Origin of the sequence: Parapedobacter defluvii (genome assembly GCF_014642075.1) — a bacterium.
GTDB lineage: Bacteria > Bacteroidota > Bacteroidia > Sphingobacteriales > Sphingobacteriaceae > Parapedobacter > Parapedobacter defluvii.
The window spans coordinates 58,501-81,068 of sequence record NZ_BMIK01000018.1 but is presented as its reverse complement, the minus strand read 5'-3'; the positions used below and the strand labels follow the sequence as shown (position 1 = coordinate 81,068).

At 52.1% G+C, this 22,568-nt stretch carries 25 protein-coding genes; all 25 read right to left on the bottom strand.

Annotated features, from left to right (window positions below; all coding sequences use genetic code 11):
* Positions 1 to 18 precede the first annotated feature (18 nt).
* Positions 19 to 195 carry a BF3379 family histone-like protein gene (locus IEX60_RS19635; RefSeq protein WP_188753111.1) on the bottom strand — a complete coding sequence of 59 codons (177 nt, stop codon included), beginning with the start codon at positions 193 to 195 and terminating at the stop codon, positions 19 to 21.
* Between the two features lie 64 nt (positions 196 to 259).
* On the bottom strand, positions 260 to 1,528 hold the full coding sequence (locus IEX60_RS19630; RefSeq protein WP_188753110.1) for a hypothetical protein: 1,269 nt from the start codon (positions 1,526 to 1,528) through the stop codon (positions 260 to 262).
* Between the two features lie 7 nt (positions 1,529 to 1,535).
* Entirely contained in the window at positions 1,536 to 2,033 is a 498-nt protein-coding gene (locus IEX60_RS19625) for a DUF4138 domain-containing protein (protein WP_188753109.1), read from the bottom strand.
* A gap of 21 nt (positions 2,034 to 2,054) precedes the next feature.
* Positions 2,055 to 3,164, bottom strand: coding sequence for a conjugative transposon protein TraM (gene traM, locus IEX60_RS19620; RefSeq protein WP_188753108.1), 1,110 nt, complete (start codon positions 3,162 to 3,164; stop codon positions 2,055 to 2,057).
* 32 nt (positions 3,165 to 3,196) lie between these two features.
* The gene (locus IEX60_RS19615) at positions 3,197 to 3,418 is read right to left on the bottom strand and encodes a hypothetical protein (protein ID WP_188753107.1); all 222 of its coding nucleotides are present in this window, start codon (positions 3,416 to 3,418) and stop codon (positions 3,197 to 3,199) included.
* A 3-nt stretch (positions 3,419 to 3,421) separates the two neighbouring features.
* Complete coding sequence (traK, locus tag IEX60_RS19610; protein WP_188753106.1) at positions 3,422 to 4,030, bottom strand: conjugative transposon protein TraK; 609 nt, start codon at positions 4,028 to 4,030, stop codon at positions 3,422 to 3,424.
* 24 nt (positions 4,031 to 4,054) lie between these two features.
* Positions 4,055 to 5,260, bottom strand: coding sequence for a conjugative transposon protein TraJ (gene traJ, locus IEX60_RS19605; RefSeq protein ID WP_229717661.1), 1,206 nt, complete (start codon positions 5,258 to 5,260; stop codon positions 4,055 to 4,057).
* Positions 5,253 to 5,894 carry a TerB family tellurite resistance protein gene (locus IEX60_RS19600; protein WP_188753105.1) on the bottom strand — a complete coding sequence of 214 codons (642 nt, stop codon included), beginning with the start codon at positions 5,892 to 5,894 and terminating at the stop codon, positions 5,253 to 5,255. The genes traJ and IEX60_RS19600 overlap by 8 nt, the downstream gene beginning before the upstream one ends.
* Positions 5,881 to 6,567 (bottom strand): hypothetical protein, encoded by a 687-nt coding sequence (locus tag IEX60_RS19595; RefSeq protein ID WP_188753104.1) that lies wholly within the window; start codon positions 6,565 to 6,567, stop codon positions 5,881 to 5,883. Before IEX60_RS19595 ends, IEX60_RS19600 begins: the two co-directional genes overlap by 14 nt.
* Positions 6,551 to 7,243, bottom strand: coding sequence for a conjugal transfer protein TraI (locus IEX60_RS19590; protein ID WP_188753103.1), 693 nt, complete (start codon positions 7,241 to 7,243; stop codon positions 6,551 to 6,553). The genes IEX60_RS19595 and IEX60_RS19590 overlap by 17 nt, the downstream gene beginning before the upstream one ends.
* A 19-nt stretch (positions 7,244 to 7,262) precedes the next feature.
* Positions 7,263 to 9,719, bottom strand: coding sequence for a TraG family conjugative transposon ATPase (locus IEX60_RS19585; protein WP_188753102.1), 2,457 nt, complete (start codon positions 9,717 to 9,719; stop codon positions 7,263 to 7,265).
* A gap of 6 nt (positions 9,720 to 9,725) precedes the next feature.
* On the bottom strand, positions 9,726 to 10,052 hold the full coding sequence (locus IEX60_RS19580) for a DUF4133 domain-containing protein (RefSeq protein ID WP_188753101.1): 327 nt from the start codon (positions 10,050 to 10,052) through the stop codon (positions 9,726 to 9,728).
* A gap of 5 nt (positions 10,053 to 10,057) precedes the next feature.
* Positions 10,058 to 10,393 (bottom strand): hypothetical protein, encoded by a 336-nt coding sequence (locus tag IEX60_RS19575; protein ID WP_188753100.1) that lies wholly within the window; start codon positions 10,391 to 10,393, stop codon positions 10,058 to 10,060.
* A gap of 12 nt (positions 10,394 to 10,405) precedes the next feature.
* Positions 10,406 to 10,762 (bottom strand): DUF4134 domain-containing protein, encoded by a 357-nt coding sequence (locus IEX60_RS19570; protein WP_229717660.1) that lies wholly within the window; start codon positions 10,760 to 10,762, stop codon positions 10,406 to 10,408.
* 38 nt (positions 10,763 to 10,800) lie between these two features.
* Positions 10,801 to 11,304: a hypothetical protein gene (locus tag IEX60_RS19565; RefSeq protein ID WP_188753099.1), complete on the bottom strand. Its 504-nt coding sequence runs from the start codon at positions 11,302 to 11,304 to the stop codon at positions 10,801 to 10,803.
* 173 nt (positions 11,305 to 11,477) lie between these two features.
* Positions 11,478 to 12,353 (bottom strand): RteC domain-containing protein, encoded by an 876-nt coding sequence (locus IEX60_RS19560; RefSeq protein ID WP_188753098.1) that lies wholly within the window; start codon positions 12,351 to 12,353, stop codon positions 11,478 to 11,480.
* 12 nt (positions 12,354 to 12,365) lie between these two features.
* Complete coding sequence (locus IEX60_RS19555) at positions 12,366 to 12,560, bottom strand: hypothetical protein (protein WP_188753097.1); 195 nt, start codon at positions 12,558 to 12,560, stop codon at positions 12,366 to 12,368.
* Positions 12,557 to 13,465, bottom strand: coding sequence for a helix-turn-helix transcriptional regulator (locus IEX60_RS19550; RefSeq protein ID WP_229717659.1), 909 nt, complete (start codon positions 13,463 to 13,465; stop codon positions 12,557 to 12,559). The genes IEX60_RS19555 and IEX60_RS19550 overlap by 4 nt, the downstream gene beginning before the upstream one ends.
* A 21-nt stretch (positions 13,466 to 13,486) precedes the next feature.
* On the bottom strand, positions 13,487 to 14,077 hold the full coding sequence (locus tag IEX60_RS19545) for a GNAT family N-acetyltransferase (RefSeq protein ID WP_229717658.1): 591 nt from the start codon (positions 14,075 to 14,077) through the stop codon (positions 13,487 to 13,489).
* A gap of 643 nt (positions 14,078 to 14,720) precedes the next feature.
* The gene (locus IEX60_RS19540) at positions 14,721 to 16,442 is read right to left on the bottom strand and encodes an ATP-binding protein (RefSeq protein WP_188753095.1); all 1,722 of its coding nucleotides are present in this window, start codon (positions 16,440 to 16,442) and stop codon (positions 14,721 to 14,723) included.
* A complete protein-coding gene (locus IEX60_RS19535; protein ID WP_373285067.1) occupies positions 16,439 to 17,560 on the bottom strand; it encodes a sensor protein KdpD in 1,122 nt (373 codons plus the stop codon). Before IEX60_RS19535 ends, IEX60_RS19540 begins: the two co-directional genes overlap by 4 nt.
* Positions 17,547 to 18,776, bottom strand: coding sequence for a glycosyltransferase (locus tag IEX60_RS19530; protein ID WP_188753093.1), 1,230 nt, complete (start codon positions 18,774 to 18,776; stop codon positions 17,547 to 17,549). The genes IEX60_RS19535 and IEX60_RS19530 overlap by 14 nt, the downstream gene beginning before the upstream one ends.
* A gap of 78 nt (positions 18,777 to 18,854) precedes the next feature.
* Positions 18,855 to 19,940: a porin gene (locus tag IEX60_RS19525; RefSeq protein ID WP_188753092.1), complete on the bottom strand. Its 1,086-nt coding sequence runs from the start codon at positions 19,938 to 19,940 to the stop codon at positions 18,855 to 18,857.
* A gap of 35 nt (positions 19,941 to 19,975) precedes the next feature.
* The gene (locus tag IEX60_RS19520) at positions 19,976 to 20,536 is read right to left on the bottom strand and encodes a K(+)-transporting ATPase subunit C (protein WP_188753091.1); all 561 of its coding nucleotides are present in this window, start codon (positions 20,534 to 20,536) and stop codon (positions 19,976 to 19,978) included.
* Between the two features lie 17 nt (positions 20,537 to 20,553).
* Positions 20,554 to 22,563, bottom strand: a complete 2,010-nt coding sequence (gene kdpB, locus IEX60_RS19515) for a potassium-transporting ATPase subunit KdpB (RefSeq protein WP_188753090.1) — start codon at positions 22,561 to 22,563, stop codon at positions 20,554 to 20,556.
* Positions 22,564 to 22,568 lie beyond the last annotated feature (5 nt).

The window sequence follows — 22,568 nt, the reverse complement described above, 5'->3', positions numbered from 1 at the left end:
CGGAATCTGAGAAAACGGTTACTTGGTGTTTTTCTTTGCCGTAACGTCGTTGCGGATGTCCTGAGCAAGCGTTTTGGCTTGCTGCAACGCTTTTCTTACACGTGTACCCGCTGCGGCATTGCCTTTCTCGAAGAATTTGACCGCATCGTCCTCCACTGAAGCGATGAGGTCTTTCAATTGATTGAATGTGTCCATCTGTCTGTTTTTTTGATTAATGAGTTTTGTTATTATTAACGCGGATGGCGGCTGTATAGTCTATCTAACGGAGACGCATACCCTCCCTTTTCGTTAAATCCCATTCCCGTTTCATGACGACGGGGTTTTTCAATTCCTGGTTTTTGCGGTTGAAAAATTCCCGTCCGAGGGATTCGCCTTTCCTGTCGAAGAAGTTGACGTTTTTGTAGCGGGGTGCCAATTCTATTGCCACTTTGTATTGCTTGCCATTCTTTTCCGCCGTCACGTTCACCCGTTCCCCGTCTTTTAGTTTTGCCATGAGTTCGGGGAATTTTTGGGCATCTTTTGCTTCGATGATGTCATAGTCCTGTTTGATTATCCTTTCCGGGTCGAATCCGTATTCCGGATCGCGCAATGGGCGGTAACGGTAGCCCGTACCGTTGGAAAGCGGTTCCTCCCTGTTAATTATAATGTACGCTTTGTATTGCTGGCCGCTTGCATCGAGCAGGTTATCCTTGTAAACGCCCCTGCCCTGAATGAGATGCAAGGCTTGCCGAAGCGTAAAGCCCTGTCCCTCCTGGATGGAGAATGACTGCCTGATCGGTTTTGAATGGTATGCTTGCTTAAAATCCGGCTTTACGTATAAAAGCTCGTCCCCGTCTTTCCTGACAAGCGTTTCGCTTTTGTCTGGGGTGGGCCCGGTACCCCTGACAAGCTGGCGTTCGCCATCTTTGCTGTTGAAGTACTCGATGGCTTTTACCGGACTGGTGAATTGCCTGTGCAGATTTTTGCCCTCTTCCTGCGATACGATATAGTACGCATGTTTTTCGGGCAGGGGGTCGGCTTTTGAGAACGCAAGTTCAAACCTGTCCATATAATAATTTTCCGACTGGCCGGATTTGCGGACGGGTAGCTCAAAGTCTATCACCCCCTTTGTTCCGATTTCGGGCAGGTGTTGGTCGGTAACGTTGAAATTGGGCACGCCTTTTTCAATGCCCTCCCTTACGGTTTTGATGATTGCGGGGTCGATCTTGACATCTTCAAGATAGCCCAATTGTTCTTCCAATTTGTTGGTGTTCATGGTATTCTCCTTTTCAATTGTTTGTTGGAATTTGATTATTTCTTCAAGTCTCCTTAGTGTGCTGCCGATGGTGTCCACATCGAGGTAGAGGGGGTTTGCGAACCCCGCATCTACGAAGGCATGTGCATCCCGCTGCCTTTTGAAACAGGTGACATCAAGTGTGCTTCTGATGTCCAATTCCCTGTCATAAACTAGCCATGACATGCCTTTTTCCTGTTGCCCTTGCAGGTATTCGACGAGTTTCGGTGCTATTTCCGGCTTTGCCAGTTGCATGGTACGTTCAGTTTAAGAGCTTTGCGTTTTCGATGTGCCGGTTGCGCACTTTCAGGAAAAGGTGCCGTCCTCCGTCTTTTTCATATATTTCAATGGTGAACAGCTTCCCATCGGCCACCGTGAATTTATCCAGCGCGGCCACGATGGTCTTTCCGCATTTGCCGTCAACGGCCGGCCTTTCGAGTCCGTCGATGTCAACGGGCATGACTTCATGTTCCTGCGTAACGGTGCGTTTGGCCAATTTCCTGTCGCGGATATAGAAGCGGATAAAATCAATGTCGAACCGGATGTGGGAGCCGTTGCGCACCCCGATCCGGAAATACAGCACATCATCGAGAATGTGGATGTCATGCAGTACCGCACGCATCTTGCTGTTACGGTCTTTCGTGACCGTACCCTTTATGGGCAGTTTGCTCACCCGCGTTGTGGGGTAGGCAGTTTCCTGTGACATGCCCGGCAGGTTGGCGAGGCAGCATAGGGAAATGATTAGGATTATCGTTTTCATCTTGTTTTTAGTTGGTTTCAATTATCGTTGGTTGTCATCCCTGAGCAATAGCGTATATCCGGCTTTCGCTTTGACCTTGATTTGCTTGATCCGGCGGCTGAAAAGCCCCTTTGCGGCATTGACACCTGCCGTGGCCGCTTGGGCGGCAAGGCTTGGGTCGAGTGACATGAGTTGCATGCCCTGTATGGCATCGTTTCCTCCCTGTGCCGCAGCATCGCGAGTGAGCGCCCCGGGGGCGTAAAGCCCCTGCATCCCATCCATATCATAGGCGGTGAGCGATACGGGGAGTATGGAGTTTCCGTGGCGCAAGGTGCGCACCGTTATGGTGAGCCGTTCGCCGCCCACGGCGCATGTTCCATGTACGAAGCTGTTGGCGGGGATAAGCCTGCCGTTTACGTAGATGCTGTCGAGTAGCCGGAGTTGTATGGACGAGCCGTTCACCGCTTCTTGGTCGCGATGGATGACTGCGCGGATACCGTTGTTCGCCAGGGTATCCCCTGCGAGGTTTACGGGATATGCACTTTCCTTGTTAGCAAGTGACTGTTCCATCAGCTTCTCATGCACTCTACCGGGGTGCTGGATGTCAAGGATGCGTTCGAGCATTCCGTTTAGCTGGTCCAGTTCGGCATCTTCGGCGGGATCTTCCCGGTACAGGTTGTCCATCATGCGCTCCAGCCGTTCGATGTCGGCCTCGGTGTCGGGCATCGTCGCGGATTGCCTTTCGGGGATTGGCGCGGCGTTTGCGGTCTGCGGTGTCCCGTCCAATGGTTTGTTGAGTTCATCTTCGAGTAGGGCAAGTTTTTCCATGACGCGTTGTTCCTGCGTATCGGTGAACCCATCGGAAATCGAGTTGGCAATTGCGGCGCGGCTTTCCCGGTCCCTTGCCCGCTTGATTGAATCCTGCCTTGCCTGTTCGTACAGATCGAGTTTGCTCTGCGGCTTTTCCCTGCTGAAATCCGCGCTTGGCAGATTGGTATTGATACCCGGAGCCTGCGCTTCGGTGGCCTCGATTGTCCCTTTGCCGCCTCCAAGGGCGTGGAAAGCCAATGCGGTGAACGGCAGTACCAGCAAGGGCAGCGCAAGAAGGAACCTGCGCTGCTTTTCGTTCAGAGATTTGGTGTTTGTTTCCATTTTGTTTGATTTATGTGCGTGGTATATTCCTTTCAGGAAAAAATGCTATCGAGTATTAGGTATATGCAGTATACGCCCAGTGCAATGGTGAATGTGGCAAGGAAAACGATTTGCTGTTTCCTTGTCGTTCCGGCGGTTTTCCGGTTGAGGTAATTGGCAAGGCGGGTCTGGGTACGGTATACCTTGCCCGCAATGTTCTCCGCAAGCCTTTTCCCCTGCTGATCGTTGTCTCGCTTATTTTTTTTCCCGAACATGGCTTATTGTGTTTTATCTCGGTTTTCCAGCGTTTCCCAACGGCGTATGATGAATCCGTGGGGATTGTTATCCGTCCGGGCGACATTATGGAGCGTTCCCGTGGTGGTGAGTATCCGGATAAGCGTTCCGCTCGAACGGATGAGTTGCTGCGTGGCATAGCACCTGAACGCATAGGGTTCGCTGCGCATATCGAGCCGGATGCTGTCTATGGTGATGCGCTGGCTGATGTTCCCGGAGATAAGGCCGGAATAGTAGCCGCTTTCACGCAGGTTGTCGTATTGCCTTTTGGCGTTTTCGTCCGCAAGGTAGAGTGCCTTTGTAATGGTGCTGGTGATTGCTTTTTCATCCGGGTCGAGCGTAAAAAAGAGCCGATGGAACTCCGTGACGTGCCGCCTTGCTTCCACTTCAAGGTTGTCTTTGCGGGCAGCGATTTTCGCTTGGATGGGTCTGTTGTCCACGATTACCCATATGCTTGAAAGTATCCGTTCGACGGTTTCGTGGCTTTTGTATATGACAAATCCGCATAATAACGTTGTCGCACCCAAAAAAACGATGCTGAAGGTCTTGATATGCCTGAATGCCGTGTCGATATTTTTGAATTGTTTGAACATTTTCGGTCGCTTTTGATTTTTTCGTTAATTCCCCTGTATCCGGTCCCCCTGGTGGCTGCTTCCGGAATTGAAGTAGTCGCTTCTTCCGGCCCCTGCCATGTGGTTGCGCATGGTGCGGGCATCGTCACCGAATACGTCTTTTGCCATGTCACCGCCATCCGTGAGCTTCTGGGTGACGGCATCGCCGGGATTCACTATCAATGAGTTGACGCGTTGCATAAGGGCATTTGCACCCGATGCGTGTACGATGTAGTTGGCCACGCTTGGCACCGTGAAGTACCCCAGTATGCCGATGATGAGGTAGATGAGATAGGCTGTATCGGTTGGACTGAATAGGGTATCGCCCTCCTGTCCGATTTCCGAAATGTCCAGTTGCAGCATTTTTTCCTGGATTTTGCCGATGATGCTGCCGAAGATGTTGCAGACGGGCAACCATAGGTACACATTGATGTAGCGTGCAATCCATACGGTGAGTGTATGCTGTAACCCATCGAATACGGATAGTCCAAAAACCAGTGGCCCAAGGATGCCCAATACGATGAGGAAGAAAGTCCGGATGGCGTTGATGCAGAGTGCGGCGGCTGCGAACAGCACTTGCAGCACTTCGCTCAACCACTGTTTCACGTTGTTCCTGAAATTATAGGATTGCTTGTCCATCCAGAATTTGATGTCATTTCCGATTACCTTGTCCATCCAGCTTTCACCCTCCCGCTTGGGGTCATCGGGATAGGTATACTTATACCATTTGTCCATATCGCCTTTTCCGCTTTCCCCCACGTACATTTGCCAATGGGCAGAGTTTCTCACGGCTTCCTCCTTTTGCTTCAACAGGGTGGCGATGGCACGGTCGGAATCCTCCACCATGCCCGATGTCGCATCGGTGATGGGCTTGAGTACGCCATTCATCACGTCCAGCACCACGGGGAAGAAAAGGATGGCAAGGCCAATCCCGAAAGGGCGGAGCAAAGGATAGAAGTCTATGGCTTCGGCGGCGGCGATTTGCCGCCAAACACGGCTTGCTATAAACCAGAGGGCGGCGAAACCCGCAAGGCCACGGCCCGCCCCGATGAGGCGACCGCAAAGGGGAAGCATGTCGGAGTAAACTGTATCGAGCACGCTTTGCAGCCCGCCAATCTCGGCGGCGCTCTGGGCACGGCAAAGGGCAGCGGGGGCGGCCACGAGCAACAACGCTCCCATTATTTTCAGGTAATTTGGGGTTCGATTATTCATTGTCTGTATCGTATAATTCTTGCAATGCTTGGGTTTCCCGTTTTTCACGTTCGCGTTGCAGGGCAAGGACACCGCCCTCGCGGTTGAAATGCCGAAGGAATTGCAGCTTGTCTTCCACATCATGGAATATCCGGTCTATGGCGTTCAGGCGTTCATCGTCCGACATCCTGAGTTGCGAGGCGGTCGTGACCATGATGAGTTCATCGAGGTTGGCAAGGCTCTGGTCAAAAAGCCGTTTGTAGACATTCGCGAAATAGGCCAGTTCGCTTTCCGTGAAATTGCCCGATGCCCTGAATCGGTCGAAAGTGGCCCTGTATTCGGTCACGATGTCCTTTTGGTACCGGATGATGTCGGCGATGCGGTGGTATTTCCTGATTTCGGGGTTGACGGCCATCAAACCATCGAGGAAGACGTTATGCAGGTTGAAGTTGCCCCGTGAGACATCCCTGACGGCATTGTATCCCCCGCTGATGATTTCATAGCCGCGCTTCATGTCCGAAAGGATGCCTTTCAGTTGGCTGAGTTTCTCCACATTCAGGAGCAATTGCACCACCTCGTCGGTCTGCGCTTTTGCTGGGGCGTACAGGGATGTGCCAAGCACAAGGATGAGGCATATCTTTTTAATCATCTTCATGGCTGAACCAGGTTTTCAGGTTATTAATCTGTATCTCTTCTCGGTTTTGCATCAGGGCGAGCAACCGCACATCACCTGTGAATTTCTGCGTGAATGCGGCCTTGTCACGCATCGAGGCGGCTACTTTTTCAAGCCGCCTGATCCGTTCGTCGTCTTCCAGTTCGAGCTTGCCGGAAAGCACGATGCTGGACAGTTCGCTTAGGTCAACCGCGCATTCATCCAGTACTTTGCTTTTTACGTCCCGGATATATTGCCCGTGGTTTCCGTCGTTGTCGGCACCGTTGAATGCGGCGATGATGGCGATTTGCAGGGCAATTGTTTCAGCGATTTTCACATCGTCGCGGATGGCGGGATTGACGGCTGCAAGCGACGAGAAAAATGTGGAGTGGAGATTGAACTCATCGTCTCGGAAACCCCTGATGATGCCAAGGCCCGACGAGGCTACGTGATAGCCTTTTTTCAGCACCGTTCCGTAGGCTTTCAGCGCAATGATTTGCTCTGCGAGGTACTGCTTCTGTGTTTTTTTCTGCCGAAACCATTCGGAAAACGTCTGTGCCCCTGCACTGGTGGTGAAGGATGAGGCGATGGCCGTGAGGCTAGCAATGGCAAGCAACGTGCGTACTTTTCTCCGCACCATGTTGGCTGCGGCGGCTATATTATTCGTCGATTCCATATATTTTCCTTAATCGTTGTGTTTCATCGGTTGACTTGGCCCGCTGGATGCTGAGCATGGCATTCTGCCTGTTGAATTGCCGTAGATCGGCATGGTTTTCCTCCATGCGGTTGCTGGCTTCCATGATGATTTCGAGCCTTGCGGCATCGGACATCTGCATTTTGAAGCTGTTGACCACGAGGATGATCTGGTCTACATTTTTGACGCTTGCTTCCAGTATGCCCGTGTAGACTTTCCCGATATAGGCAAGTTCGTCCGGTGAGAAATTAGTGTCCTGTTGGAAAAGCTGCCAGGCCGACCTGTATTCCTCCAGTATGGCCCCCTGTTTTTCGGTTAGCTCTTTCACGCGGTTGTAATAGGAAAGAATCGACTTGACTTTCCAGAGTTCCTCGTAGTAATTCTTGTACAGTTCGCGCTGCCTGTCCGTCCAGTCGGCGATTTCGCCCAATTTGAGTTTGGATAGTTGGTTCTCAAGGGCTTTTTGGGCATTCTGCAACCAGATGGTCTTGTTTTGCAGGCGTTGGATCTTGAGGTCAACGGCCTTGACCACTTTTTTGATTCCCGCTTTGATGACTTCCGCTATAGCAAGCTGTGCATCGGCCCCGTTGGGTAGTGCTACGAAAAGCGTCACTGCGCTGATAGGAAGGATGAGCATGTATGTCTTCAGTGTTTTCATGATATTGTATGGTTTTGCGTTATGGATTTTTGCTCCGCAGGTCTTTCGCGAGTTCGGCTATGCCCCGGCTGATGCTTCCATGCCTTGCGGCATATTCCAGCACCTTTACTTTTTCGCTTTCCTCCGTGGTGTAGGTGAGGTATTCCTCCAGTGAAACCTCGGTGCGGTACACTTTGCCGGGGGGATATATGTAGACTTCTTTGTATTTCCGCTTGGGGTCATTGGCCCTGTTCATGGAGAGTATCAATGCCTTTTGCTTGTCATTGAGGCCAAGCATTTCCTGCAATTGGTCAAACTTGTTTTCGTACTTGGATTGGTCGAGTAGGATTTTGCAGTCGGAATTGTTGATGATCGCCTGTTTCACGATGGGTGATGAGATGATGTCTTCGACTTCCTGTGTCACCACAATGGCTTCCCCGAAGAATTTCCTCACGGTCTTGAACAGGTATTTGATGTACTCGGCCATTGATGCCTTGGCGATGGCTTTCCAGCATTCCTCGATGAGTATGGCCTTGCGTACACCCTTGAGTTTGCGCATCTTGGAAATGAACACGTCCATGATGATGAGCGTTACTGCGGGGAAGAGGATGGGATGGTCCTTGATGGCATCCAGCTCAAATACGATGAAGCGTTGGTGCAGCAGGTCGAGGTTTTCGGTGGCATTCAATAAATAATCGAACTCGCCCCCTTTGTAGTAAGGGTTGAGTACATAGAGGAAATTGGATACGTCGAAATCCTTTTCCTTGACCTTGCCATTGTCGAGTACCTGCATGTACTCGTTCATTAGGTACTCATAGAATGTATTGAAGCATGGGAAGATGTCGCTGTGCGATTCGAGGTGCTTATAGTAGCCTGTCAACGCGTTGGAAAGGGCGACGTATTCGGAACGGGTGAAACGTTCATCCTCTTTTTTCCAGAGTGCGAGCAACAACGTCTTGAGGCTTTCTTTTTTCTCTGTGTCCAGCACATCCCCATCCGTCAGGTAGAATGGATTGAACCTGATGGGGTCGGCTTCCGAATAGGTGAAATAGTAGCCGTCAACGAGGTCGCACAATCCTTTGTAGCTGTGGCCTACGTCGAGCAATACAACGTGCGCACCCTGCTCGTAATAGCTGCGCACCATGTGGTTGGTGAAGAACGATTTACCGCTACCGCTGGGGCCCAATATGAATTTGTTCCGGTTGGTTGACCACCCCCGTTTTATGGGTTCGTCGCTTATATCGACGTGCATGGGCTTGCCGTCCAGCCTTTCGCCAAGCCGCACTCCGAAAGGGGAAATCGATGAGCGGTATCCGGTTTCTTTGACAAGGAAACAGGTGGCTTGCTCAAGGAAAGTGTCGAAGGTGTCATTCATGGGGAAATCACTGCCGTTTCCGGGGATTCCGGCAAACCATATCTGCGGTGCGCCATCCGTTTCCTGTTTTGGAATGGCATCCATCTGTGCCATTGCGCTGGACACTTTGTTGCGGAGTTCGTTTGCATCCGTGGCTCCGTCGCCCCATGCCAGCACGTTGAAATGCGCCTTGACAGGCAGCCGCCCGTCGGATATGGCTTCGTTGAGGAAATCGTTGGTGGCATCCCTTGCTATCGCATTTTCGCGGGAGTATGCGGATAGGGATTGCAACCGGAGCCGCTTGGCTTCCATTTTTTTCAGTGTCTTGTGGGCATCCCCGATGAAGATATATTGGTTGAGGATGTGGTCGCAGTCCAGTAGCAACCCAAGCGGGCTTGCGAATCCGATGGAGAATTTCGTCCGGTCGGTTGAGTACCGGTCGTAGTTGATGCGTGGGCCGCAGAGTGCTGGGAGTTCTTCCGCGTCCGAAAGCGTGAAAAGCTGGCATTGTTTATCGCCTACGGCTAACCTGCCATTGAGATGGATGTCGCGGATGGTGGGCTGCTCCCCCTCATCGAGAAGGAAAACGTAGCGTTCGATTATTCCCGCCCTGTTTGCCGTACCCGCAAGGGCCTCGTCATCCAGCCGTTTGAGCGATACGAAACCGCTGTCTGAAAGGATGCGCTCGAATTGCCCCACGCTGTCCATGAAATCCATGAACGGCTTTTCGGCGATGGTCTGCTGCGGCACGATGGATTTGCGCAGGATATTGGAAATTGCGGAGTTGGCGGGTTTCCGGCCCGTGGCACGCTTGGTGAGGAAGATGTGGCAGGAGTGTCCGCGGTATGGCCGTTCATTGAAGAACCGCTCGCTGCTGAGTGACAGGAACGCTTCCCCCGCCCTGTCGAAATCCGCGCGGTACCGCCTGTCTGCGTACCAATCCTGTTTGTGGAAGATGCTGTGGGCCGGAAGCACCTTGATGGCCCTTATCCATGCTTGGTGGAAGGATTCATAGTCCCGTTCGCCCAACGTGAAAATCTCCGGCAATGTGGCCTCGAAGGCCACGGTGATGTCGCCCTGGACGGATAGTACCGCTCCGTTTTCGACTTTGTAAATGGGGAATATCTTTTCGATTTCTCTCACGTTATGTTATTTTTTTGCTTGTTTGAGTGTGGTGTAAATCCGTCTTGACCTGGATTTCAGGTACTGCGGCATTCCCTTTCTGGCGAAGTATTTCATCAGTCCGTGCTGGCCGAAACGGTGGCTGAGACGGTTGACACCGATGAACAGTGCCGTACCCAGCACCGCGACGACCGGAAGGCAGATGTACAGGTCGGTGCCTATCAGGTACATTCCCGCGAATAGCAACAACAGGCCCACAAGTCCACCTGCCAGATAGCCGATGTACTGGCCTTTGAGTCCCCTGAACTCTATGGGTTTGTTGATTCCTTTGTTGATGCGGTAAATCGTAGCCATTGTTTTTATGGTTTCAAGGATGCTTGTTTCCGGATTTGGTGTTTTGCTGTTTGCCTGCGGCTGCCGATCCGTTCGAGCATCCTGTTCACGATATTGGGGTCGAGCTTGTAGGGATGCGGCATCCTGACGGCCACTACGCTTTCGGGTTTACTGGCAGGGTTTCCCTTGAATACGTTTTTCGTGCTTTTGTCAAACAGGAACTCGTAATGCCCGTTGCGGAATGTCATTTCGTCGAACGGTATCCTGTTTGCGGGGTTTGATACCTGCCGCAATCCGCCATCTGCGATGTCCACATGGAACCGCGTTCCCCCTACGTTGTAATCCGGTAATTCGCTTTTCATTTCCCTGTGCTTTCAGATACCGAAGAATGACCGTAACACGGTGGCGACGATGACGAGGAAGATGCAGCTTCCGAACCATGCTGCTGCGACTTTTGAGGTGTCCGGCTCCCCGGCGTTCCACTTGTTGAAGACTTTTACCGCTCCCACGAGGCCGACTACGGCTCCCACCGCATACATGAGGTCGATGCCTGTGTCGAAGTAGCCCCTGACCCTGTCCGTGGCCTGCCTGATCCCTGCGTCACCGTCACCGGCATCGGTTTGCGCAATGGCGATGGAGATGCTGCATAGGATTTGGTAGGCAAGGCAGGTGGTTGCCATCAGCCAATGGCTGGCTATGATTTTCTGTTTCAATGATGGTTTGGTGTTCATATCGTATTGTCTTTTCGCTTTTTGTTCTTGGTAATCGGTTAATCCCATAGGTGCTGCATTTCCTCGTCGGTCAATGTGAAGGGCAGGTGGTCTTCGAGGTAGCTGGCAAGGGTTTCAAGCCGGCCGCTTTCGCGGATGGCGGGGTACTTTTGCTTGAGTGCATCGAATAGCTTGTGGAAGTCCTCCTTGTTGCCCTTTTCGCGTTCGATGGTGTCTATCAGTTCCTTTATCTCCTGAAGGAAATCGGAAACAAGCCCCAATTTTCTGGTTTTGCCGTCGGTGTCGCTTTTGGGTGAAAAGGTCAGCTCGTCGGGCGCGATGTCCAATACGCCCTCTGACATGGCTGTGCTGCCCATCAGGTCAAACACTTCCCCGTCTTCCGGTTCCCCGGGATCGGATGGCCGTGCGTTGGTTTTATTTTCTGGTGTGAAAAGTCCGCGTATCTCTTTCCTGAAAAAGAGCAGGAGTACTGAGATGTACCAGACTGCGGCGAGGGTTGCGGCTACCCATAGAAATTGCTCCCAGGTGAATTGCTGTAACATGGCGTTTCGCTTTTTCCCGCACCCCATTGTGACGGGATTACGGAAGCAAAATTCCCATGGTTTGTCCGCCTCTTTTGGGTACTCTTGGGTAGTACCCAAAGATTTTCTGTAGGCCGCCGGCGCGTCGGTGGTTCAGGTTAGGTGTTAGATTTAGGTTGATGGATTATATCCCGTCAATTCCGTTGTCCGGGGCGGTACTCGTCGTTGCGCACTATTTTATTCTGTATGGCATCTTTTATTTCGTCGGTGTACTTGGTCTGGCTTAGGCGTTTTCTTGCCGTGATTTCCGCGAAGCGTTTGGCGGGTTTGCCGATGGTGACGTGCAGGTTTTCCTCAAGCCATTGGAAGATTTCATTCAATGACGCCGTTCCGTTGTTGAGTTTGCGTGTGAGGTAAATCCCGTATCCGAGTTCCGCAAGGTCTATCGTGTCTCCTGTCCAGCGCATTTCGCCCTTGTGTTTTCCCGCGATGGACCCGCGTTGCCGGACGGTGCCTTTCTTCAGCGTGGATAGCTCCTCGACGATCCGTTCTTTCAGCATTTCGTGTGCCATGAATTTGGCAAACAGGTAGTCGCCGCTCGTGGAGAAGGCTGGGTCCACTTCCGGTATCTCCGGCAGTAGGATGCTCTGCACATCCGCGCCGCGCACGAAATAAAGCCCGTCCAGTTCGGTTGCTCCAAGCCGGTAGTATTGGTAGAGGAACTCGTGCTGCCGGAAAAACTGCTTGAGGTACACCAGTTGTTCGCTGTAATAGCGTTGCAGGCTTCTGCCCTCCAGCGGTGGGAGCCCACTTTCGATGTGGAAACGTTCCAGATGGTAGATGTGCCATCGGTAGAACCGGGGTTTGGTGTACTTGAAAAAGCGGATTTCCTCTGCCTGTGTCGCAAAGGGTTGTTTTTCTACATGGTCTTTCAGCGTCTTGAGTGCCCTGCGGACTGTACGGAGGTAACGGGGCAACAGTACGGCGGTATCCTGCCCGGATGCGTTAAGCTCACCGAGTTCCCGTTCCATCTGTCCGTACAGCCGGTTGCTGTATTCTTCTGTCATCATCGGAACTGATTTTTATGATTTTCCCGCTGCCAGCCGGTTATCCGGCAACATCAGCCATGCGGGAAATTGGGTAGATAGTCTTCCATGCAGTGACTCCTTATTGGAGAGGCCAAAGCTAAGCCCGTGAGGAAAACCTGTAAATACGCCGTCCGGCGGTTTTCCGTAGGCCATCTGCCGTATATCCCGCAGCAAATGGGGGCGGTTCAATGGATGGGCGGTTTGGAGAGGATGTGGATGAGCGATGCACGGCTGCCCGCCCCGGTCTTGCGGTAGATGTTTTCCACGTGTTTTTTGACCGTCAACGGGGAAATGAACAGTTCGGCGGCTATCTCCTTATTCCGCAGCCCCCGGCACAGAAAGCGTGATACCCCGACCTCCGTTTTGGTGAGGCCATAATACCGGCAGTTTTCCTCGAAGATGGCGATGCCCACGCCATCCGTTGGTAGGTTGATGAGTAATTCGTAGTCTTTCCTTGCCCTGCGGACGGATTTGAGGATGAACAGTGCGGTGATGGCCAGGAAACCTAGATTGGTGAACAGTGCCTCGGTTAGCTGCCCCAGGTCGAAATACGCGATAAGCGTCATCGCCGACCATGGTGCCACCGCAATATACACCATGATTTCCTCGGTGTAGCGTTTCCCGTTCCGGTTTTCCCGGTAGGCTGCGCGGATAGCCCGCAGGATGGCCCAAAGCAGTACGAGGGAATAGAAAAACGGTACCACCACGCCGTACCGGATGGCGTATTCCAGATCCTGGTGCATGGCGTACCCGATGACGAAGAATAGCAGGTAGGGCAATAACAGGAACAGCGGCACACCGTAAAGCGCATGGAAGCGCAGTAGCTTCAGCCCGAACGCACGGTAGAAATAATACGGGAAATAGGCTGCCGTGAGGAATCCTGTTCCATAAGCAATGATGTTCTGGACATGGACGGGCAGGTTGATGTCCGGGTCGGGGAACAGCCCCCCGGTGGTGTTGTACAGGATGAGCAGGAAAAGCAAGATCAGGTACCACCTACGGTGTCTGTCCGATGGACGGATCAGGTACAGCGCCAGTTGCAGGAAGAACATGGCGGATTCCAGCAGGATGAAGGTAAAGGTTACGATGTGCATCTCCGTACCCGGCACCGTCATCTACCCTCCCGCACCTTGCGGCATCCGCCGCATGAAATGCAGCACATATCCCAGATCCAGTGTTGCATATTCGTCAAAACCGAAACGCCCGTACCATGGCAGGTTGCGCTCCGTTGAGGTTTCCAGGTACACGGGTAGCCCCATCCTGTCCGCTTCCGCTAGCATTTCTTGCAGCAGGCTGCTTCCCGTACCAGCCCCCTGCCGGTCGGGGGGCACCCCGATGAACCAGAGGTAGGCCATTTTTTGCATAGGCCGTGTCCGGTTGATACGGCTCTCCCGCCTTAGCACTCGGCCGATACCGGTAATACCGATGGCGCACATCACCAATTGTATATTCAGCCGGATGGAGCCGAAAGTTGTCCGTTTCCGGTGCGGGTACAATACCAGTGCGCAGGCCGTGCGCTCACTGTTCAGTAGTACTTTTCCGGAACGTAAACAGACTTCGATAGAATAATCCATCAGTGCGCGGATGCGCCTTGTGCGCCCGCGTCCCTGCCTGATGACGTAATCCACACTCCCATTGTCCGCGAAAGAACGGGATAGGATGTCGATTAGCAGGTGTTTGTCATGTCTCGTCGCAGCTATCATCATTCATTTATTTGGTTGGTCAGCTATATCTGTCATGGACCCCATCTTTTTGTCCATAGAATATATCTTTCTATTTTATTTGTAGCAGATGTAACGCTTCAATGGCAGAAAAACAGGAACGTCTTTACCACCAAGTCCCGTGGAACATGGTTGTGTTGCCACCCCCCAGCGCGGGTATCCACCGGAGCATATACTTCTGCACGGTATGTTAACGCAGGATAGTCGTTAATTGTCCATTCTGTACTGCCTGCATAGCATCGTGTCCAAAATCTCCATTGCCCTCGTGTTTTTCCATTTCCTAGAATATTAACAGCGAAGCGATGAAGCATAAAGCCAGCATCAGCGTCCCTAATGGGCTGTGAACTTGTTTCACGGAGGTGCCCCGGGATTGGCAATTTGCTTGTCGAGGTACTGCGAATAGTACATCATCAGCACATCTTGCAGAGCTATCGTTATCAAAAGTAAAGCTGTGTTCATCTGTTTGTAGACATTCTACTAAATGGCAATTATTCGTCTTTTTGATTCCATGGTATATGTTCAACAACTACTCACTAATTAAACACAACATCATCAGGGCATTGATCACCCATCCAAGGATTTGCATCATTCATTATCCACGCCGGTACGAATCGCGTAGCCCGCAACATCAACACAGCAGTTCAAAAAAAAATGTGCTTCCCAGCCCCGGTTCGCTTTCTACGCCGATTCTGCCGCCCTGATTCTCGATAAAATCCTTACTGATGGCCAAACCAAGCCCCGTTCCAGACTTGTTGCTTCCCGGAACTTGGAAGTAACGGTCGAAGATGCGTTCGCGATACCGTCGTTCGATACCCTTACCAAAATCCTTGACGGAAAATCGAACGGCTCGTTCACCTTTCCGAATAGAAATAACAACGCGGCCGTTATCCGGTGAGTAACGGATGGCATTTGTCATGAAATTGGTGAGTACCCATGCGGTCTTCTCCGCATCCATGTCGATCATCGGCAGTTCCGCATCTACTTCAGTGACGAGTTCAATACCCCGTTGCATAGCTTGGTTACCGACAGCACCCAAAGTATAATTGAGTATTACCACAGGGTCGCTCGGCTGCTTGTTAAGCTGGATATGGCCGCTCTCGAGACGCGACATATCGACCAGTTCGCCGGTGATACGGAGCAAACGTTCGCTGTCATCCCGAATACTTTCAACCAGGTGTCGTTGATCTTCATTGAGCCCCCCGGTTGTCTGGTGCTCCAGCAGGTCAAGGCTCATCTTTATCGAAGATATCGGTGTCTTCAGCTCATGGGACACAGTTGCTATAAAATTGGTCTTTGCCGAATCGAGTTCTTTGAACGGGGTGATATTCCGTAGCAGGATGACCGAACCGATTCGCCGGATTTCCTGTTCTCCGGTAGGGGCAATGTCGATATCGATGGTTTCCCTTTCGAAATAACTTTCTTTCCCATTGGCAAAGACTTTGATGGGCTTGGCATCTTCCCGGTTATCAGGTCCCGCCGGTTTTCTGGCCAATATCCGTAGGAGGTCATTCTCAATGGCCAGTTCCGTTATCGTGTTTCCAACCAATCCTTGCTTATCCAATCCGGTTACGGCCACGGATTCGCTGTTGGCAAACAGTATCTTACCGTGCTCGTCTATTCCGATCACGGGGTCGTGCATGTTTTCAATCAACGTATCGATGCGTTTCTTTTCCATCAGCAGCTTATCCAACTTGCTATTAGTATATTCTTCCAGTTTCTGCGCCATGGTATTGAATGACCGGGCGAGTTCCCCGAATTCGCTGTGCCCCTCAAAATGTACGCGCTCGCCATAGCGCTGCGCGGCAATCTGCTTGATACTTTCCGTGAGTTCCCTTATCGGATTGGCGATGTTTCCCGGAAGGTTCACCAGCAGGATGAACGCGATGAGGAAACATCCCGCGCCGGTGACCGATATCCATATTGTTGCGGAATCCGCCGTTTCTCGTGCGGTTTCGCTTTTGCGCACGATGGCATCCATGTTGAGCCGCATCAGTTCAGCTATATCTGCACGTACATCGGCATATGCGGCATTATTGCCCGGATTCCCCCTAAGCCGTTCGAAATGGTCTGCGATGCGCTGCGTGACTTCCCGTTCGCCCATTTCCGTGACATTGGCAAGCTGCTGCCTTAGATTGGCTTCAAACCGGGAAAAAGCGGTTTTGTCTGTATTAACCTCGTCTAATGCCATCAGCATATTCCGGGAATATTCCAATGTGTTGTAGTTGGCCATAAGGATATTATTGGTGTCGTCTTTCAGGCTGTTCACCGAATAGGTGCTGACAGCAGCCAGCAGGATGATTAGGGCGAAAAGCGCCCCTACGCCTATTGTGAGTTTTGTCTTTGTCTTCATGACAGGATGATTAAATCGATGTCAGTTTCTCCCATTTTTTTTAACAGATGGTTGAAAATGCTTGTAGAGAGGATGATTCGTAGCAGGCTCATCCGGGGATTGCCGATGCACACCGTCGTGATATCCATTTTTATGGCCTGTTCGGTGATGGCTGTCGGTACGCTTTTGTGCCGCACTTGTATGACTTCGCCTCCCAATTGGGTGGCCAGCTTGAAGTTATTGATGAGCATCCGCTGTTTATCCAAGGCGATTTTATCCATGCGTTCCCGCGGTGTCTGTACATACAGCACATACCATTGCCCGCTATAGTATCCGGCCAGCCGTGCTGTTTTGCGGATGACGGCCTTTGCCCGCCCGGCGTCGCTGCCGATGCAGGCCATGAACCGTTCATGCTTCAATGCGGTGCCTTTATGCACCTGCGTGTCTACTTTCCGCACGACATGGCCCGCCACTTCCTTGAGGGCCAGTTCCCGAAGCTGGAGAATATGGTCGCTTTGGAAAAAATTAGCCAGCGCCGCCTGGATTTTGTCGGCACGATAGATTTTCCCTTCCTTCAGACGGGTAATGAGGTCATCGGCCGCGAGGTCAATATTCACCAGCTCGTCGGCCATGGCAATGACCCGATCGGGCACACGTTCCCTGACTTCGATGCCGGTGATCTCTTTCACTTCTTCATTCAGGCTTTCGATGTGCTGGATATTGACCGCGCTGATGACATTGATGCCCGCCTCCAGGATTTCCACCACGTCCTGCCAGCGTTTTTCGTTTTTGCTGCCTTCGATGTTGGTGTGGGCCAATTCGTCCACGATAACCACCTCCGGACGGAGGTTAAGGACTGCCTGGACATCAAGTTCCTCCAACTGACGGCCCTTATAAAACAGCTGGCGCCGCGGAATAACGGGCAGCCCTTCCACCAATGCCGACGTTTCCGCCCGGTTGTGCGTCTCAACGTAGGCGATTTTTACATCGATACCGTTACGCATCAGGGTATGAGCTTCCTGCAGCATGCGGTAGGTCTTGCCCACGCCGGCGCTCATACCGATGTAGATCTTGAATTTCCCTTGCCTTGATTTCTTGATGAGGTTGAGGAAATGCGCTGCGGATTTACGTTCGTCCATCACTTTCTATAATTTCCGCGGCATTGGTTAATCCATCCTCGCTCGATAATTGTGAGGCGAATAATTCCGCATGGGTATAAAGTGTTTCATTTCCGACAAGTTCTTCGATGCTTTTTATGAACTTATCTGCCGACAGCTTTTTGAGCGGCAGCGGATATAAGGCTATCCCTTTTTCGTAGGCAATCTTGCCCCAGAAGAACTGGTCGCCGAGCGGATACAGAACCGGACACGTTAAGAAGGGTTTTCCGGCGCGTAGGCAGGCTGCCACCGTTCCGATACCGCCGTGATGCACCACTGCTTTAACCAACGGGAATAATTTATCGTAAGGGGCCGAATCGACCACCTTTATGCCAGGGTCACCCTCAAGAGCTGATACATCCGAAAGTCCCCAGCCTTTTACCACCACAATCCGGACACGCAGCCGAAGGTGCAGTGCCTTGATGAGTCCGACAATGTCCAGCCGGCTGTCAAAAGGCATGCTTCCGAAAGTGACCAGCAACGGGGGCTCACCGGCGGAAATAAAATCAATGAGTTCCTGGCTTAGTTCCGAGTGGGGACCATCCATCCAAAAACCGGTAAAATGGTTGTTCTCCGGAAAATCGACGGGCTTCTTCAACAGGTATTCACTGATTCCGTAAATAGCCGGCAGCGCGGGTTTGCTGAACCGCTCCGGTAATCCCGCACGTTGCCGGAACTCCCGGACGGGCTTTGCCCACATTTTTAAACCTAGGTCGGTCAGCCTGTACGTGAATCTGTTCAAAAAACCGGCTAATGGCAATGCGCTGAAAACCGGGTTGGGAAATGCCGCGGTGGGCTGACTTGCCGGAACGACATCCGCCCGGATCATCTTGCCGGGGAATTGGTCGGCAAAATTATCTGCCATCGTTTTGACATGGAACAATACTTTGTCGGATTGCTGTGCTAATCCGTAAAACTTGACCAGCGAATCCCGTAACATCGGATACACGAACCTTTTCAGGTGTTTGCGGGCAAGAAAGGGATTTTTCCGGATTTTCCTGCCTTCTTCCGAATCGAGCAGCGCCTGGAAATCGGCTTCAACGGGAGTAAAATCCAGTCCGTAAGACAAGATCAGGGACCTGAAATTCTTCGCGGTGGCCAATACCACCTCATGGCCGCGTGCTTTCAGGGACTTGCCAAGTACGGCATAAGGTTGTACATCGCCCCGTGTTCCCAATGTCAGAATGGCTATTTTCATCTTTTCCGATTTACTAAACACAAATATAGATATAAGAAAATCTCCTCCGGCACGATGCCGGGGGAGATTGACCCCAGGTCAGAAGCTGATGCTCAGCGAGGTTCCCAGAAAGTAATTATCCGTTACCGCCTGGCCATCTCTGTTTGTAAATATCCGGTCCTCGCGGCTGTTGAATGTCCGGCCTTCCAGCCGCCAAAGCACGTTGTCCAGCACCTTGACGTCCATGTTCAACGAATAGCCGAACGTCTGGAAGCCGTTAGGTGTGTCCGTGGCAATGATGACCTGGTTTTTATCCATATAATATTCGGCACGTGCCGCGAAAGCAAGCGATCCGGTGGGTGCATAGCGGGCAATCAGCACGGGCGAATACCAGGTATCGTAATCACTGCTGCCTTTTGCCTGTTGCTGCATGCCCATATCGAATCCGGCGGTCAATCCCCATTGATCGTTGAATTGGAATTGTCCGTACAGGTTGTGGAAGTACCGCATCCGGCGTGTGCTGTCCGGATCGTCGCTCCCGATGAACGAACTGCTGTTCAGGGTTAACTTTTCGTCGGGCGTCCAGGTGAGCTGATGGCCAAAACCGGGCATATTGTTCCCGTCCACCCGATGGATGCGTTGCCAGCCGTTTGTGACCAGCCCGCTGAGGAACCACTCGCCGTTGTCGCTCGTGTAGGAAATCTTGGCACCCGTAAGGAAATAAGGCGAATTCTCTGCCAGGATACTCCGGGTCATGTTCCAGCAGTTAGCGCCGATAGCGCTTTCGAAACCAATGTGCGAGGCGAAGATGCCGGCATCGACCCACAGGTTTTTGCTTTTCGAGATCTTCACTCCGGCATTGGCTTCGTAGACATTTTTGAGCACGCCCGGCTCGGCGGCAAGGTTGGCATTGGCATAGGTACCTACCATGAGCGCAAGTTTGCCCCGCACCGCGCCGTTATCGTAAGCGGCCTGGACAAAGCCGAAATTGAGATTCACCTCGTTGTGCTTGTTGAATGAATACAGGAATCCCGGCCGGTTGTGGTCACCGGGGTTACCAAAGTCATAGACATAATAGGTTTCTACGTATCCGCTGATGGTGAGCGGATCGCTTTCATCGGTTTGTGCATTTACGAATGTCATTGCCGATAGGCCAAGGCAAGTAGCCAATAGTGTTCTGTTCATTTTTATATGTCGTTATTCTGATAAGTTTCTAAGTTTTATCTAAGTTCATCCAAAGCCAGGTTGAGTTTCAGCACATTGATACGCGCCGGGCCAAAAATACCGAGCAGCGGCTTTTCGGCTTGTGACGCCACCAATTCCGAAACGGTATCTTCGGGCAGGTTGCGCTTACGGGCCACCCGGGCTACCTGCACTTCCGCTGCCTGTATGGAAATATGCGGATCAAGCCCGCTGCCACTGGCAGTGATAAGGTCAACAGGAACCTGTGACTTGTCCATACCCGGGTTGTGCGACAGAAATGTGTCGATGCGCGCTTGGACCGAGGCCAGATATTCTTCGTTTGACGGTCCTTTATTGCTGCCCCCGGATCCGCCGGCGTTGTAATCAACGGCGGATGGCCGTGACCAGAAATAATCGTCGCGGATGAACGACTGGCCGATATTGGCATAATGGTGACGCCCTTCGTGCTCGATGATTTCGCCCTTGCCCGAATTGGGCGAGAATTGTGCAATCCCCCAAACTGCCACGGGGTAGATGACGGTAAAAAACACCAGCATGACGAGCGTCAGCACTGCAGCTGGGATTAAATGCTTTTTCATATACTATTCGTTTACTATTAAATGAATACTGAAACCAGGATATCGATGAGCTTGATGCCGATAAACGGAATCACGATGCCACCCAACCCATAGATAAACAGGTTCCTGCGCAACAGCGCACTGGCTCCTATGGGCTTGTAGGCCACTCCTTTCAATGCCAGTGGGATCAGCAAGGGAATGATAATCGCGTTGAAGATCACTGCCGATAGGATGGCGCTTTCCGGACTGCCCAAGCCCATGATGTTCAAGCCCTGAAGAGCTGGAATCGCGCCGATGAACAGCGCCGGGATGATCGCAAAGTATTTGGCCACGTCATTGGCAATGGAAAACGTGGTCAGTGTACCGCGTGTCATCAGCAATTGCTTGCCGATTTCGACCACCTCGATCAGCTTCGTGGGGTCGTTGTCCAGATCTACCATATTGCCCGCTTCCTTGGCAGCTTGCGTGCCGCTGTTCATGGCTACGCCCACGTCTGCCTGCGCCAGTGCCGGGGCATCATTCGTGCCGTCACCCATCATGGCTACCAGTCTTCCCGACGCCTGCTCTTTCTTGATGTAGTTCATCTTGTCTTCAGGCTTCGCCTCGGCGATGAAATCGTCCACACCTGCTTTTTCTGCAATGTACTTGGCGGTCAATGGGTTGTCTCCGGTTACCATCACCGTTTTGATGCCCATTTTGCGGAGGCGCTCGAAGCGCTCCTGAATGCCGGGCTTGATGATGTCCTGCAATTCGATTACACCGATGGCTTTATCGTCCTCTGCGACGACAAGCGGTGTTCCGCCGTTGCTGGAAATAACCCGGACGGTTTCCTTGGTTTGCTGCGGAAACTCGTTTCCGGCCTTTTCAACCAGTTGCCGGATCGCGTCGGTTGCGCCTTTGCGGATGCGGATACCGTCGGCGTCGATCCCTGAACTGCGGGTTTCCGCCGTGAATGGGATGAAACGCGGGTTGGCCACGTTATAAGCCTCTGGATTTACGCCTGCCAGTTCGATGACCGATTTACCCTCGGGTGTCTCGTCGGCCATGGAGGCCAACACTGCGGCACGCACGAGGACTTCTTTCGCGATCCCGGGTGCGGGGTGAAAAGCCGTGGCTTTCCGGTTACCGATGGTAATGGTTCCTGTCTTATCGAGCAGCAGCACATCAATGTCACCGGCGGTTTCCACAGCCTTGCCCGATTTGGTAATCACATTGGCCCGCAGTGCCCGGTCCATCCCGGCAATCCCGATCGCGGAAAGCAGTCCGCCAATGGTCGTGGGAATCAGGCATACGAACAGCGAGATGAATGCGGCGATCGTAATCGGCGCATTGGCGTAATCTGCAAATGGTTTCAGTGTCACGCATACGATGATGAAGACCAGTGTGAAACCGGCGAGCAAAATCGTCAATGCTATTTCATTTGGAGTTTTCTGCCGGCTCGCCCCCTCCACCAACGCAATCATCTTGTCGAGGAAACTTTCACCCGGTTGGGCCGTAACGCGAACCTTGATCCGATCCGAAAGAACTTTCGTGCCGCCCGTCACCGAACTTTTGTCACCTCCTGCTTCGCGTATGACCGGGGCAGACTCACCGGTGATCGCACTTTCGTCAATCGTAGCCAACCCCTCCACGATTTCGCCGTCTGCCGGGATGATGTCGCCCGCCTTGCAGATGAAGACGTCTCCCTTTCTTAGGTAAGATGAAGAAACCACCCGCCCGTCTACCAGATAGGCAGCGGTTTCCTCACGGGTGCGGCGTAGGCTTTCTGCCTGTGCCTTACCACGTGCCTCGGCAATGGCTTCGGCGAAATTAGCGAATAGCAGCGTCAGTAACAGGACAACGAAAACAAAAAAGTTGTAGGCCGGACTTCCCTGTGATGTTTCTCCGAAAAGCGTCCAGCACGTGACGACAAGCATTACGGCGGTTCCGATCTCGACGGTGAACATCACCGGATTCCGGAACATCAGTTTCGGATTAAGTTTTATAAATGATTGTTTCAGGGCATCCAGAACGACGCCTTTCTGAAACAACGATTGGTTATTGTTCATAATAT